Here is a 13169-nt window from a genome sequence, read left to right as displayed (position 1 = left end):
CCTACCGCCAACAAGGATGATGCCATGACCAAGATCGCCGCCGCACTGCTTGCCGCCGCCGCTGCATTCGCCACCCCCGCGTTTGCCCAGGAGCCCGTCAGCGCCACCTTGCAGGTCGAGAGTGGTTCGATCATGACCAGCGCCGGCGGCGAATACGCATCCGCCAGCAGCGGCCAGTCTCTGGCTGCGGGTCAGAAGGTCATGGTCAACGCCGGCTCCAGCGGCTTCCTGACCTACGGCAATGGCTGCAAGATCAAGCTCGACCAGCCGGGCATCTACACCGTGCCGAGCCAGTGCAACGCGGTGCCGGGTCAGACCGGTGGCAGCTCGGCCATGAATGCCGGCATCATCGCGATCTCCGCGCTGGTCGCAGCCGGCGTGATCGAAAACGAAGACAAGACGCCGGCTGGTCCGCTGAGCACCGGTATCCGCCACTTCTGATGGCAGCGCGCTTGCGCGCCTCGTGTCGAACACAGCAGGGCAGGTCGAGAGACCTGCCCTGTTTCGTTTCCCCTTCGTCGGAGTCCGTTCACCGATGCAAGCATCTGCCCGTCGCCTGCTGCTGCCTGCCACCCTCATCCTGCTGATTGCCTGCTGGCTGGGTGGCGGGGTGACCGCCGATGACACCGCCATTGATGAGTGGCTGCAGCTGCTGGCGCTGCCGGTGCTGCTGCTGGCGGTGGGCGTGCTCGTCGAAGATGGTTTGCCGGGGCCGGTGGCCTGGGGCGTCGTTGCGGTGTCGTTGGTGCTGCTGGTGCCGATCATGCAGCTGCTGCCGGTTGCTGGCGGCGCGATTGCCCCGGCGCGCCAGCTGCTGCACGCGGATCTGGCCAGTGCAGGCGTCGCGGCGGCGCCGCGCTGGAGCCTGTCGCCGTTCGCGACCGAGCAGGGACTGTGGGCGCTGTTGCCGGCAGTGGCGGCGTTCCTCGCCGCGGCCGCACTGAGCCAGTCGCAGCGGCGGCGACTGGTGCAGGCTGTCGTGGTGGTGCTGGCCGCCAACGTACTGTTTGCATTCTTCCAGGCCGGACTGCCGCGCGACAGCGCGCTGCGCCTTTACCAGGACTTCAACGCCGGGTTTGGCGGCCTGCTTGCCAATACCAACCACCAGGCGACTGCCTGCATCATCGGCATGGCGCTGGCGGTGGGGTTGGCGGCAGAGGCCCGCCTGCGCGCGCGGCGTGGCCAGGCCCATCCGCATCGCCGTTGGTGGTATCTGGGCCTGGCGGGCTTCTTCCTGCTGATGGTGCCTCTGTCCACTTCGCGTGCCGGCATGGCGATCGCACTGCCGGCGCTGGCGCTGGCGTTGCTGCTCACGGGAGCGCTGCGGTTGCGCGAGATCGGACGCAGCAGGCGTTCCGCGCTGCTCGTGGCGGGCGTGGCAGTGTTGGCCGTGATCGGCGTGCGCGCGGCAATGGGCTGGATGGCGGTCGACCAGGCGGAGGAGCTGCGACACGTCATGGCGGCTGCCACGCTCAAGGCGGGCCAGGCCCAGGCGCCGCTGGGTGCCGGCATTGGCGCATTTATTCCGGTATTCGCGCAGGCTGCGCCGCCGCAGCTGCAGCTGGCCAGTTACGTCAACCACGCCCACAACGAGTATGCCCAGTGGTGGCTGGCCACCGGTTGGGTGGGGATGGCGGTGCTGGCGCTGGTTCTCGGACTGCTGGCGGTCTCGGGCTGGCAGCTCGTCCGGAGTGAGGGGCGCAGCGCCGCGCTCGCGGCCGGCTGTTTTGTCGCCATCTGCGCCGTACTGGCGCATTCGTGGGCGGACTATCCCTTGCGCACGCTTGCGTTGATGTCGACGACCGGGGCACTGGCGGGGTTGATGCTGGCCAGTCTCGCGGATGCCAGTCCCCGCGGCTCCCGCCGCAGTGGTGCCGCTGCGACGACTGGCGATACCGAAGGAACGCGCGCTGGCGTCGGGTGAGAGAGCCGGCGCGCGCTCGCGTTACTCAGGCAGGCGCAATCCCGCGAGTTTCCAGGACAGCCCATCGCGATGGAACTCGAACACCACCGGCTTGCCTTCGGCATTCGACACCGTGGCGGTGAACAGCGAGGGCGATTCGAACCGGGTCTGCGCGTCCTTCAGCGGGTCCGCGGCGCGCGCCTTGCCGTCGGGTTCCACCTTGCCCGCCATCTGGCGCGCCAAGGCGCTACCGGTGAGCAGGGTGCTGATGCCCTGCGGCGATACCATCGCATCGACCGCCGGCTTCGCGACCATCGCAGTGAGCTCGCCAACCGCCTTGTCGGCCTGGCCAGGACTGACGCGACCGATGATGCCGCGGGCGATCCGTTCCTGCACCTGCGGACGCAGGTCCTCGCGCAGGCGGTCGAAGTCGACGAAACGCCACAGCTCGTCGTACCGGTTGCTGGCGACGAGGTTGCGGATGCCGTTGACGGCCAGGTAGGGGCCCGCCGCCGCATACGCGAACAGGGCCAGCAGCAGGCCGATGGCGATGGCCAGGATCCACTTCAGCTTCTTCGACACGGCGCGGCTCCGGAAGTCCTGTATCAGTGTAGCGGTCAGCCGCCCAGCCCGGCGGCGAGCTGGTCACCCCAGGCCGAGAGCTGGTCGAGCAGGGCCAGCCGGTCGGGGGCATTGGCGTGCTCGTCGCGCAGCCGCGCGATGTCCTCGCGGTATTGCGCCAAGGTCAGTTCCGACAGGCCCGCATCGGTCAGCAGCCGGCGGCGGCGATAGGCGTCCCAGTCAGCGCGCTCCGCCGGCAGCAGGGTCTCCGGCCAGTTGCGCGCGCGGTAGCGGAACAGGAGTTCGGGCAGGCGCGGGTCACGGAAGGCGAAGCTTGCGCGCCCCAGCAGTTGCGGCGGGGTTCCCCGCAGCTGGGCGAACAGCCGCTTGTCGCCCTCGCCGAGGAAGCCGTCGTACAGGGCGGCATCCGGGTCGGCCGCCGCGGCCTGCCGCTCTCGTGCGTATACGCGGCGGACTTTTTCCGCCAGCGCGGGGCCGGCTGCGCGCAGGCGCTGCGCGCGTGCTTCGGCGAGGCCGGCGTCGACGCCGAGCCGGGCGAAATCGTCCGGGCGCAGATGGTCCCAGCGCACCAGCGCCGGACACCTGTTGGTATGCACTTCCTTCAGCGGAATGCGCAGCTCGCCTTCGGGCAGGTCCTCCTGCCGGACGTACAGGCGCGCGGCGATGGCGTCGGCGTCCAGCGCCAGCAGCGGTTCCGGATCGGCGTCGAGGTCGAACACCACCACCCGAGAGTCGATCTGCGGATGCCGTGCAAGCGGCAACACCGGTGCGGCGCACAGGCGCGCGGCGGGGTAGCGCTGCGAGACGTGCAGCAAGGGCGTCATCGCCACCGTGTCCAGCAGCGAGGCGGCAAAGCGCTTGTCGCGCAGGCGCAGGGCGTAGTCCCACAGGCGCGGCTGGGCCTGTTTGAAACGACGCGCCACCCCGATCAGCGCGCGTACGTCGCTCAGGGCTTCGTGCGCCATGCCTTCGCGCAGCCCGTTGTCCTCTGCAAGGTGTTCCAGCCGGAAGCTGGTGCCCTTGCCGTCCTCGCGCTGGCGCCAGACCAGGCCGTCCGGGCGAAGCGCGTGCATCAGCCGCAGTGCATCGAGCAGGTCCCAGCGCGAATTGCCGCCGCGCCACTCCCGTTCGTACGGATCGTGGAAATTGCGGTACAGGCCGTAGCGGACGAATTCGTCATCGAAGCGCAGCGAGTTGTAGCCCACGCTGCAGGTGTCGGGCTGGCCCATCTCGTCGGCGATGCGGGCGAATGCGGTGGCTTCGTTGACGCCATCGCGCAGCAACGCCTGCGGCGTCAGCCCGGTGACCATGCTGGCGCCGGGCGAGGGCAGCAGGTCATCGGCGGGCCGCACCAGCACGTCAATCGGCGCATCGATCTCGTTCAGTTCAAGGTCGGTGCGGATCGCGGCGAACTGCGCGATGCGACTGCGGCGCGGGTCGGTGCCGAAGGTTTCGAGGTCGTAGAAGAGGAAGGAAGCGGCCATCGCACTATTGTAGGAGTGCACCGCAGGGGCGCGATGCTCTTTGCGTGATCCTGCGGCAGCGTTCGCGCCCGTTCCGTGCGCTCCTACAGGACGTCGAGTTTCGCCAGCACGTCGGCATCCACTGCGGCCCAATCCATCTCGTCCAGCGAGTTGAGTCCACGCGTTGCCTCGACCAGGATCCCGCGCTGCACTTCGCTGCGATGCAGGGCGGTGGCATAGGGGATGCGCATGAAGGTGACCATGGCGTAGTGCGGCACGAAACGGCCGGGGTGGCGTTCCTGCAGGGCCAGCTCCAGATCGCGCTGGAGCAGGAAGTCCGCATCGTCCACCTTGTCGCGCATCTCGATGTAGTTCTCCAGCGCCATCTTCTGGATCGCCTCGGCATTCGGCTTGCGCTCGGCCTCGAATGCGGCGAATGCATGGCCCAGCGCCGGCGCGCGTTCCATATGTTCGGCCAATGCCACGCAGTCCTCGAACGCGCAGTTCATGCCCTGACCGTGGAAGGGCACCATCGCGTGCGCGGCATCGCCCAGCAGCATCGCGTGGCCGCCCACGTGCCAATGGTCGAGGTAGAGCGTGGCCAGGCTGCCGACCGGATTGGCATCGTAATCGTGGCGCAGCGCGGGGATCAGCGGCAGGGCGTCGGGGAAGTCACGCCGGAAGAGCTCCAGCGCATCGTCGCCGGTCTGGACCTGCTCGAAGCTGGGGTAGCTGCCCGCATGCGGCATGAACAGCGTCACCGTGAAGGTGCGCTCGTCGTTGGGCAGGGCGATGCACATGTAGTGGCCGCGCGGCCAGATATGCAGCGCGTTGGGCTCGATGCGGAAGCCGCCGTCGGCGGCCGGCGGGATTTCCAGTTCCTTGTAGCCGTGGTCCAGCCATTCGGTGCGCTCGCCCAGCGGCTGCACTTTCGCCATTTCCGCGCGCAGGGTGGAGCCGGCACCGTCCGCGCCGACCAGCGCCTGGAACGGCCGCTTCACCTGCTGCTCGTGGTGGCGGAAGGAGGCGATGCGGTCGATGAAGTCCACCCGCTCCAGTGCGTGGTCGAAGTGGAGGCGCGCGCCGTGGGATTCGGCGATGGTCAGCAGCACGATATTCAGCTCGCCGCGGTTGATCGACCAGATCACTTCCGAATCGTCGCGGCCGTAGCGCTGCAGGCCGGGCTCGCCGTGCAGCGGATGCACGTAGCGGCCACGCATCATCACCGCCTGCTGCAGCACCGCGTCGTCGGCACCGGCCTGGCGCAGTGCGTGCAATCCGCGTTCGGCCAACGCGAGGTTGATCGAGCGACCGCCGGCGTAGCCGTCCACGCGCGGGTCGCCGCGTCGCTCGAACACGTCCACCGACCAGCCGCGCCGGGCCAGCAGGATGGCAAGCAGGGCGCCGGCCAGGCCGCCGCCGATGATGGTGATATCGCGCTCAGCGCCCATCGCGCCACTCCTTGACGGTGCGGGCGAAGCGCAGCACGTCGGCAAAGTTGTTGTACAGCGGCACCGGCGAGATGCGGATCACGTCCGGCTCGCGCCAGTCGCCAAGCACGCCGCGCGCGGCGAGGAAATCGAACAGTTCGCGACCGCGCTCACGGCCGCCGATCACGCGGATGGAAAGCTGGCAGCCGCGCTGCACGGGGTCGCGCGGCGTGGCCACCTGCAGCACGTCGCGCAGGCCGGTGTCGATCAGTTGCTCGAGGTAGCCGGTGAGCTGTTCCGATTTCGCCCGCAGCGCCGGCAACGTGGCGCGGTCGAACTGCTCCAGCGAGGCGCGCAGCGGCGCCAGGCCAAGGATCGGCGGGTTGGACAGCTGCCAGCCGTCGGCGCCCGGCGTGGGCGAGAACTGCGGGCCCATCTTGAAGCGCACCGACGCATCGTTGCCCCACCAGCCGGCGAAGCGCGGGCGGTCGGTGCGGGCATGGCGTTCGTGGACGAAGCAGCCGGCCACCGCGCCGGGACCGGCGTTCATGTATTTGTAGTGGCACCAGACCGCGAAGTCGGCGTCGGCATCGTGCAATTGCAGCGGCAGGTTGCCGACGCCGTGGGCGAGGTCGAAGCCCACCACCGCGCCGGCCGCGTGCCCCAGCCGCGCGATTTCCCTGAGGTCGAAGGCCTGCCCGGTGCGGTACTGCACGCCCGGCCAGACGATGGTGGCAAGGCGCGGGCCATGCTCGGCGATGGCGCGCTCGATCGCGGCCATCGAGAAAGTGCCGTCGGCGTTGTCCGGCGCCACTTCGACCAGCGCCTCGGCCGGATCGAAGCCATGGAAGCGCACCTGCGATTCCAGCGCGTAGCGGTCGGACGGGAATGCGCCGGCCTCCATCAGCAGCACCGGCCGCTCGCGGGTGGGGCGGTAGAAGCTGACCAGCATGAAATGCAGGTTGGCGGTCAGCGAGTTCATCGCCACCACTTCCGATGGCTGCGCGCCGACCACCCGCGCCAGCGGGTCGCGCACCAGTTCGTGGTAGGGCATCCATTGCGCGCTGCCGGTGAAATGGCCTTCCACCGCCTCGCGCGCCCATTTGTCCAGCACCTCCTCGACATGGGCGCGGGCGCCCTTCGGCTGCAGGCCCAGCGAGTTGCCGACGAAGTAGGCCTGTGGCGCGCCGTCGTGCAGCGGCAGGTGGAACTCGTCGCGGAAGTGGCGCAGCGGGTCGGCCGCATCGAGCGCGGACGCGTGGTGGTCGGTGTAGAGCTCGGTCATGTAAACCTCGATGCGGACAGGCCCAGCCATTCCAGCGCGGTGCCGTGGTAAAGCCGTGCGCGCTGCGCGTCGGCCAGGTCGAGCCGTTCGATGCCTTCGCCAGGCACCTGTTCGCCCAGCGGGAACGGATAGTCGGTGCCCAGCATCACCCGCTCGCTGCCGCAGACTTCGAGCAGGTAGCGCAGCGCGGCGTCATCGGCCACCCAGGAATCGAAGTACAGGCGCTTCAGATACTCGCGCGGATTGCGGAAATTGTCGGTGGCGACGAGGTCGGGGCGCATGTTGAACCCGTGCTCGATCCGGCCGATGGTGTAGGGGAAGCTGCCGCCGCCGTGGGCCAGCGCGATGCGCAGCTTCGGCAGGCGTTCCAGCACGCCGCCGAACACCAGGCAGCAGGCGGCACGCGACTGCTCCGCCGGCATGCCGACCAGCCACGGCAGCCAGTACTTCGGCATCGACTCGGCGCCCATCATGTCCCAGGGGTGCACGAGGATGGCGGCGCCCAGCTCGCTGGCCGCCTCGAAAAATTCTAACAGCTCCGGCGCGTCCAGGTTCATGGCTTCGACATGGCTGCCGATCTGCACGCCCTGTAGGCCCAGCTCGTCCATGCAACGCTCCAGCTCGCGCACGGCGAGCTGCGGCGACTGCAGCGGCACCGTGCCGATGCCCGCGTAATGGCGTGGGAAATCGCGGCAGGTCTGCGCCAAGTGGTCGTTGAGCGCGCGGTGCAGCTCCAGCGCCTGGTGCGCCCTGGCCCAGTAGCTGAACATCACCGGCACCGTGGACAGCACCTGCACCTGCACGCCGAAGCCGGCGTAGTCGTCGATGCGGATCTGCGGGTCCCAGGTCTTCGGCCATATCTCGCGGAAGAACTTGCCGTCCTTGTAGATACGGTGGCGGCCGTCGTCGCCGTGGTGGATCACCGGGAAGCGGTTGTCGCCGTACTTGCTGGCGAGGTCCGGCCAGTCGCGCGGCAGGTAGTGGGCGTGGGTGTCGATCTTGAGCATGGCCCGATTCTAGGGCCAATGCGCGCGGGTTGAGCTCAGTGACCGTCCAGCAGCTTCTTCGCCGCGGCGCGGGCTTCCTTGCTGACATCGGCGCCGCCGACCATGCGGGCGATCTCGTCCACGCGCCCGGCGGCGTCCAGCGCGGCCACCGAGGACTGGGTGATGCCGTCCTGCGCGGCCTTGCTGACACGGTACTGCGCGTGGCCGGCGGCGGCGACCTGCGGCTGGTGGGTCACGCACAGCACCTGCTTCGATGCGCCCAGCGCGCGCAGCTTGGCGCCGACCGCGGCGGCCACCGCGCCGCCGATGCCGGCATCGACTTCGTCGAACACCAGCGTCGCGGCCGCATCCTGTCCCTGCGTGGCCACTTCGATGGCCAGCGAAACACGCGAGAGCTCGCCGCCGGAAGCGACCTTGCGCAGTGGACGCGGCGGCTGGCCGGGGTTGGCGGAGACCAGGAATTCCGCACGCTCGCCGCCGTTCGGGTCGGGGCTGTCGCTGGCGTTGGCTTCCAGCGCCACTTCGAAGCGGCCACCCTGCATACCCAGCTCGCCTATCAGTGCGGTGATGGCGGCCCCGAGCGCGTCGCCCGCCTTGCGGCGCGAGGCGGCGAGGGCGGTGGCGGCAGTGCGCCACGCCGCCAGCGCGACGGCAATGTCGCGATCCAGCCGCTGCAGGCGCGCATCGGCATCCGCCAACGACTCCAGTTCTGCGGCCAGCGCGTCGCGATGCGCGGCCAGCTTGTCGGGAGTGACCCGATGCTTGCGCGCCAGGTCCTGCACGCGGACAAGCTGGCGCTCGATTTCGGCCAGTGCGTCCGGATCAAGGTCCAGGTCGTCGCGGATGCGCTGCATCAGCGCCAGTGCTTCGTCGAGCTGGATGGCGGCGGAGTCGAGCATCGCATCGACTTCCACCAGGCGCGGCTCGTGCGTGGTTTCCCGTTGCAGGCCATTGCGCAGCTGCTGCAGGCGGCCTGTGAGCGCGTCATCGCCACCCAGTGCGTCCAGCGCCGCATCGCAGGCGGCGATCAGCGAGGCGGCGTGGGCTTGGCGGCGATGGCTGGCGTCGAGTTCGGCCAGCACCGCCGGTTCCAGCGGCTGCGCCTGCAGTTCGTCCAGCTGGTGCTGCAGCCAGCCCTGGCGCTCGGCAACGTCGCCGCGGGCGAGCAGGGCGTCGCGTTCCTGCTGCAATGCCTTCCAGCGCCGCGCCGATTCGCCGGTGGCGGCCAGCAGGTCCGGATGGCGGGCGAAGTCGTCGAGCAGGCGGGTCTGCTGCGGGCGCACCAGCAGCGCCTGTTGGGCGTGCTGGCCGTGGATTTCCACCAGCAGCGCGGCCAGTTCCGACAGCTGGGCGATGGTGACGCTGCGCCCGTTGATCCAGGCCTTGGAGCCGCCGTCGGCGCGCAGGGTGCGCCGCAGCTGGCAGGCGCCGTCGTCGTCCAGGTCGGCTTCGGCGAGCCAGCAGGTGGCGGCAGGGCAGTCGTCCAGCGCGAACTCGGCGGACAGTTCCGCACGCTGCGCGCCGTGGCGCACCGCCCCGGCATCGCCGCGGGCGCCGGACAGGAAGCCCAGCGCATCCACCAGCAGCGATTTGCCGGCGCCGGTTTCGCCGGATACGACGGTCAGGCCCGCGCCGAAGTCCAGTTCGGCATGGGCGACGACGGCAAAATCACGGATCGAAAGGCGGGTCAGCATGGCTGCGCATTGTGCCTGCGTGGGCGATTGCCCGGAAGCGGTTGCATGCGTGGCGGACTGCGCTTACAACCTGCGCATGGCCCGCCGCCCGACCCCGGATATCGCCCTCGACCCGCGTGCGCGGCAGTTGCTGCGCACGCTGGTGTCGCGGCACATCCGCGATGGCGAGCCGGTCGGTTCGCAGACCTTGGCCAAGCATTCAGGGCTGGACGTCAGCCCGGCCACCATCCGCAACATCCTGGCTTCGCTGGAGGATGCCGGTCTACTGGCCGCGCCGCACAGCTCGGCCGGACGCGTGCCCACCGCGCAGGGTTATCGGCTGTTCGTGGATTCCCTGCTGCAGGTCAAGCCGCTGGCGGCGCAGGACGTGGATCGCCTGCGCAGCGGCCTGCCGGCGGGCGCCGGCACGCAGGCCCTGCTGGGCAGCACCTCGGAACTGCTCTCGGCGATGACCCACTTCGCCGGCATGGTCAGCGTGCCGAAGCGCGAGAGCTTCGCGTTCCGGCAGATCGATTTCGTCGCGCTGGACCCGCAGCGGGTGCTGGCGATCCTGGTGTTCGCCGATGGCGAGGTGCAGAACCGGGTGGTGCAGGTGCGGCGGGCGTTTTCGCCCTCCGAACTCGAGCAGGCGGCGAATTACCTCAACGCCCATTTCGCCGGGCGGTCGCTTGCGCTGATCCGGGCAGCGCTGCTGCGCGAGTTGCGTGATGCCCGCAGCGAGATGGAGCGGCTGCTGGCGAATTCCATCGAGCTTGCCGAGCAGGCATTCGCGCCTGCCCGCGAGGACGACATGCTGGTGGCCGGGCAGACCCGGCTGCTGGGCCTGCAGGAACTGGGGGATCTGGACCGCCTGCGCGGGCTGTTCGAAGCCTTCGCCGAGAAGCGCGAGCTGCTGCAACTGCTGGAGCGCACCGCGAAGGCGCCCGGCCTGCGTGTGTTTATCGGCGAGGAAACCGGGTTGGCGCCGCTGGAAGGGATGTCGCTGGTGAGCGCGCCTTACGGTCGCGACGGCCAGGTGCTGGGGGTGCTGGGCGTCATCGGCCCGAGCCGGATGGCCTACGAGCGGGTGATCCCGGTGGTGGAGGCCACCGCAGCGGCGCTGGGGGCGGCGCTGGACGGGGGCGCCTGAACGCGGTGCCTTGAATCGCGGCGGCGATGGCCCCATAGCCGGAGTCGGAAGCGGCATCCCGCCGCCAATCGATCCGTGGACATGAGCAACGACCCGACGCAGGAAGTGAACGAAGGCGCCGACGAGATGGCGCAGCAGGACGAGCTGGAGGCGCTGCGCGCCGAAGTCGAGCAGCTCCGGGCGCAATCGCTGCTGGAGCGCGCCGATCTTGAGAACCAGCGCAAGCGGCTGGCCCGTGACATCGACAGCGCCCGCAGGTTCGCCAACGAGCGCCTGCTGTCCGACCTGCTGCCGGTGTTCGACAGCCTCGATGCGGGTCTGGCTGCAGCTGGCGAAGATGCGGGCGCGCTGCGCCAGGGCTTGGAGCTGACCTACAAGCAGTTGCTGAAGGTCGCCGCGGACAACGGCATGGAAGTGCTGGATCCCGCCGGGCAGGCGTTCAACCCCGAGCACCATCAGGCGATCAGCCAGGGCGAATCGGAGGGCGTGGCCCCCGGCCACGTCATCACCGTGTTCCAGAAGGGCTACCTGCTCAACGGCCGGCTGCTGCGCCCGGCGCTGGTGATCGTGGCCAAGCAGGACTGAAACGGCGTGCACGCACGATGCCGCGCGGCTCTTGAAGGCCGGCGCGGCATCCCCAGATAGCAATCATCGGCGCGCGGCGCCACCAGACATCGGGATTCAAGAGGATATCGTCATGGGCAAGATCATCGGCATCGACCTGGGCACCACCAACTCCTGCGTCGCCATCATGGAAGGCGGCAAGGCCCGCGTCATCGAGAACAGCGAGGGCGACCGCACCACCCCGTCCATCGTCGCCTGGACCAAGGACGGCGAAGTGCTGGTGGGTGCCTCGGCCAAGCGCCAGGCAGTCACCAACCCGAAGAACACCTTCTACGCGGTGAAGCGCCTGATCGGCCGCAAGTTCACCGACGCCGAGGTGCAGAAGGACATCGGCGTGGTGCCGTACACCATCACCCAGCATGACAACGGCGACGCCTGGGTGGCGCTGGCGGACGGCAAGAAGCTGGCCCCGCAGGAAGTCTCCGCCAAGGTGCTGGAGAAGATGAAGAAGACCGCCGAAGCCTTCCTGGGCGAAACGGTCACCGAGGCGGTCATCACTGTGCCGGCCTACTTCAACGACAGCCAGCGCCAGGCCACCAAGGACGCCGGCCGCATCGCGGGCCTGGACGTCAAGCGCATCATCAATGAGCCCACCGCGGCCGCGCTGGCCTACGGCCTCGACAAGGGCGATACCAAGGACCGCAAGATCGCGGTGTACGACCTCGGCGGCGGCACCTTCGACGTGTCAATCATCGAGATCGCCAACGTCGACGGCGAGAAGCAGTTCGAGGTGCTGGCCACCAACGGCGACACCTTCCTGGGCGGCGAGGACTTCGACAACCGGGTCATCGACTACCTGGTGGAAGAGTTCCAGAAGTCCGACGGCGTGGACCTGCGCAAGGACCCGCTGGCCCTGCAGCGCCTGAAGGATGCCGCCGAGCGCGCCAAGATCGAGCTGTCTTCCAACCAGCAGACCGACGTCAACCTGCCGTACGTGACCGCCGATGCGTCGGGTCCGAAGCACCTGAACATCAAGCTGACCCGGGCCAAGCTGGAAGCGCTGGTCGATGACCTGGTCAAGCGCACCATCGAGCCCTGCCGCGTGGCCCTGAACGACGCCGGCCTGCGCGCCAGCGACATCAGCGAGGTGATCCTGGTCGGTGGCCAGACCCGCATGCCGAAGGTGCAGGCGGCGGTGGCCGAGTTCTTCGGCAAGGAGCCGCGCAAGGACGTCAACCCGGACGAAGCCGTGGCCATCGGTGCGGCGGTGCAGGGCGGCGTGCTGGCCGGCGACGTCAAGGACGTGCTGCTGCTCGACGTGACCCCGCTGTCGCTGGGCATCGAGACCCTGGGCGGCGTGTTCACCAAGATCATCGAGAAGAACACCACCATCCCGACCAAGGCCTCGCAGGTGTTCAGCACCGCCGAGGACAACCAGTCGGCCGTGACCGTGCACGTGCTGCAGGGCGAACGCGAGCAGGCCCGCTACAACAAGTCACTGGCCAAGTTCGACCTCACCGGGATTGATGCGGCGCCGCGCGGCATGCCGCAGGTGGAGGTGAGCTTCGACATCGACGCCAACGGCATCGTCCACGTCACCGCCAAGGACAAGAAGACCGGCAAGGAGCAGAAGGTCGAGATCAAGGCCGGCTCGGGCCTGTCGGACGACGAGATCCAGCGGATGGTGCAGGACGCCGAAAGCCACCGCGAGGAGGACAAGAAGTTCCACGAGCTGGTCACCGCGCGCAACCAGGCCGATGCCCTGATCCACGCCACCCGCAGCACCATCAAGGACAACGGGGACAAGCTGCCGGGCGATGCCATCGGCCGCGCCGAAGGCGCCATCGCCGAGCTGGAAGCGGCGATGAAGGGCGACGACAAGGGCCAGATCGAGGCCAAGGCCAAGGCGCTGGAGGAAGCCAGCCAGGCGCTGTTCGCCGCTGCCGCCGCCCAGCCGCAGGGTGAGGCCGGCGATGCCGGCAAGCCGGGCGACGACGTGGTGGACGCCGAGTTCACCGAGGTCAAGGACGACGACAAGAAGGCCTGATCGCCAGGCATGCAATGCGACGGGCAGGCCGGTGGTCTGCCCGTCGCCGTGAAGGGAACAGGTTG

General features: G+C 69.1%; 11 protein-coding genes. 5 read left to right on the top strand and 6 right to left on the bottom strand.

Going from position 1 to position 13169, the window contains the following annotated elements; all coding sequences use genetic code 11:
* Positions 1 to 24: 24 nt before the first annotated feature.
* Positions 25 to 441 (top strand): hypothetical protein, encoded by a 417-nt coding sequence (locus tag ICG51_RS00985; protein WP_190281134.1) that lies wholly within the window; start codon positions 25 to 27, stop codon positions 439 to 441.
* Between the two features lie 94 nt (positions 442 to 535).
* Positions 536 to 1924, top strand: a complete 1389-nt coding sequence (locus ICG51_RS00980; protein WP_190281133.1) for an O-antigen ligase family protein — start codon at positions 536 to 538, stop codon at positions 1922 to 1924.
* Between the two features lie 21 nt (positions 1925 to 1945).
* On the opposite strand, the gene ICG51_RS00975 is transcribed toward ICG51_RS00980, so the two are convergent.
* From ICG51_RS00975 to recN, 6 genes are all read right to left on the bottom strand, one after another.
* Complete coding sequence (locus ICG51_RS00975; protein ID WP_190281132.1) at positions 1946 to 2485, bottom strand: DUF2939 domain-containing protein; 540 nt, start codon at positions 2483 to 2485, stop codon at positions 1946 to 1948.
* A gap of 35 nt (positions 2486 to 2520) precedes the next feature.
* Positions 2521 to 3969, bottom strand: a complete 1449-nt coding sequence (sbcB, locus tag ICG51_RS00970) for an exodeoxyribonuclease I (protein ID WP_190281131.1) — start codon at positions 3967 to 3969, stop codon at positions 2521 to 2523.
* 83 nt (positions 3970 to 4052) lie between these two features.
* Positions 4053 to 5399: an NAD(P)/FAD-dependent oxidoreductase gene (locus ICG51_RS00965; protein ID WP_190281130.1), complete on the bottom strand. Its 1347-nt coding sequence runs from the start codon at positions 5397 to 5399 to the stop codon at positions 4053 to 4055.
* Positions 5389 to 6663: a kynureninase gene (gene kynU, locus ICG51_RS00960; RefSeq protein WP_190281129.1), complete on the bottom strand. Its 1275-nt coding sequence runs from the start codon at positions 6661 to 6663 to the stop codon at positions 5389 to 5391. Before kynU ends, ICG51_RS00965 begins: the two co-directional genes overlap by 11 nt.
* On the bottom strand, positions 6660 to 7670 hold the full coding sequence (locus ICG51_RS00955; protein WP_190281128.1) for an amidohydrolase family protein: 1011 nt from the start codon (positions 7668 to 7670) through the stop codon (positions 6660 to 6662). Before ICG51_RS00955 ends, kynU begins: the two co-directional genes overlap by 4 nt.
* 35 nt (positions 7671 to 7705) lie before the next feature.
* The gene (gene recN / locus ICG51_RS00950) at positions 7706 to 9364 is read right to left on the bottom strand and encodes a DNA repair protein RecN (RefSeq protein WP_190281127.1); all 1659 of its coding nucleotides are present in this window, start codon (positions 9362 to 9364) and stop codon (positions 7706 to 7708) included.
* A 76-nt stretch (positions 9365 to 9440) separates the two neighbouring features.
* Between recN and hrcA the strand changes: the two genes are divergently transcribed.
* From hrcA to dnaK, 3 genes are all read left to right on the top strand, one after another.
* A complete protein-coding gene (gene hrcA / locus ICG51_RS00945; RefSeq protein ID WP_190281126.1) occupies positions 9441 to 10493 on the top strand; it encodes a heat-inducible transcriptional repressor HrcA in 1053 nt (350 codons plus the stop codon).
* Positions 10494 to 10574: 81 nt separating this feature from the next.
* On the top strand, positions 10575 to 11078 hold the full coding sequence (gene grpE, locus ICG51_RS00940) for a nucleotide exchange factor GrpE (protein WP_190281125.1): 504 nt from the start codon (positions 10575 to 10577) through the stop codon (positions 11076 to 11078).
* 112 nt (positions 11079 to 11190) lie between these two features.
* The gene (gene dnaK / locus ICG51_RS00935) at positions 11191 to 13104 is read left to right on the top strand and encodes a molecular chaperone DnaK (protein WP_190281124.1); all 1914 of its coding nucleotides are present in this window, start codon (positions 11191 to 11193) and stop codon (positions 13102 to 13104) included.
* Positions 13105 to 13169 lie beyond the last annotated feature (65 nt).

It is taken from the genome of Thermomonas sp. XSG (assembly GCF_014678725.1).
GTDB lineage: Bacteria > Pseudomonadota > Gammaproteobacteria > Xanthomonadales > Xanthomonadaceae > Thermomonas.
Note: the sequence above shows the minus strand (reverse complement) of the source record. Positions and strands in the feature narration are given on the sequence as shown.

Bases quoted from the DNA above. Each gene is read 5' to 3' on its own strand.
- ICG51_RS00980 (WP_190281133.1), top strand. From the start codon at position 536: ATGCAAGCATCTGCCCGTCGCCTGCTGCTGCCTGCCACCCTCATCCTG.
- recN (WP_190281127.1), bottom strand. From the start codon at position 9,364: ATGCTGACCCGCCTTTCGATCCGTGATTTTGCCGTCGTCGCCCATGCC.
- grpE (WP_190281125.1), top strand. From the start codon at position 10,575: ATGAGCAACGACCCGACGCAGGAAGTGAACGAAGGCGCCGACGAGATG.
- ICG51_RS00985 (WP_190281134.1), top strand. From the start codon at position 25: ATGACCAAGATCGCCGCCGCACTGCTTGCCGCCGCCGCTGCATTCGCC.
- kynU (WP_190281129.1), bottom strand. From the start codon at position 6,663: ATGACCGAGCTCTACACCGACCACCACGCGTCCGCGCTCGATGCGGCC.
- dnaK (WP_190281124.1), top strand. From the start codon at position 11,191: ATGGGCAAGATCATCGGCATCGACCTGGGCACCACCAACTCCTGCGTC.
- hrcA (WP_190281126.1), top strand. From the start codon at position 9,441: ATGGCCCGCCGCCCGACCCCGGATATCGCCCTCGACCCGCGTGCGCGG.
- ICG51_RS00965 (WP_190281130.1), bottom strand. From the start codon at position 5,399: ATGGGCGCTGAGCGCGATATCACCATCATCGGCGGCGGCCTGGCCGGC.
- sbcB (WP_190281131.1), bottom strand. From the start codon at position 3,969: ATGGCCGCTTCCTTCCTCTTCTACGACCTCGAAACCTTCGGCACCGAC.
- ICG51_RS00955 (WP_190281128.1), bottom strand. From the start codon at position 7,670: ATGCTCAAGATCGACACCCACGCCCACTACCTGCCGCGCGACTGGCCG.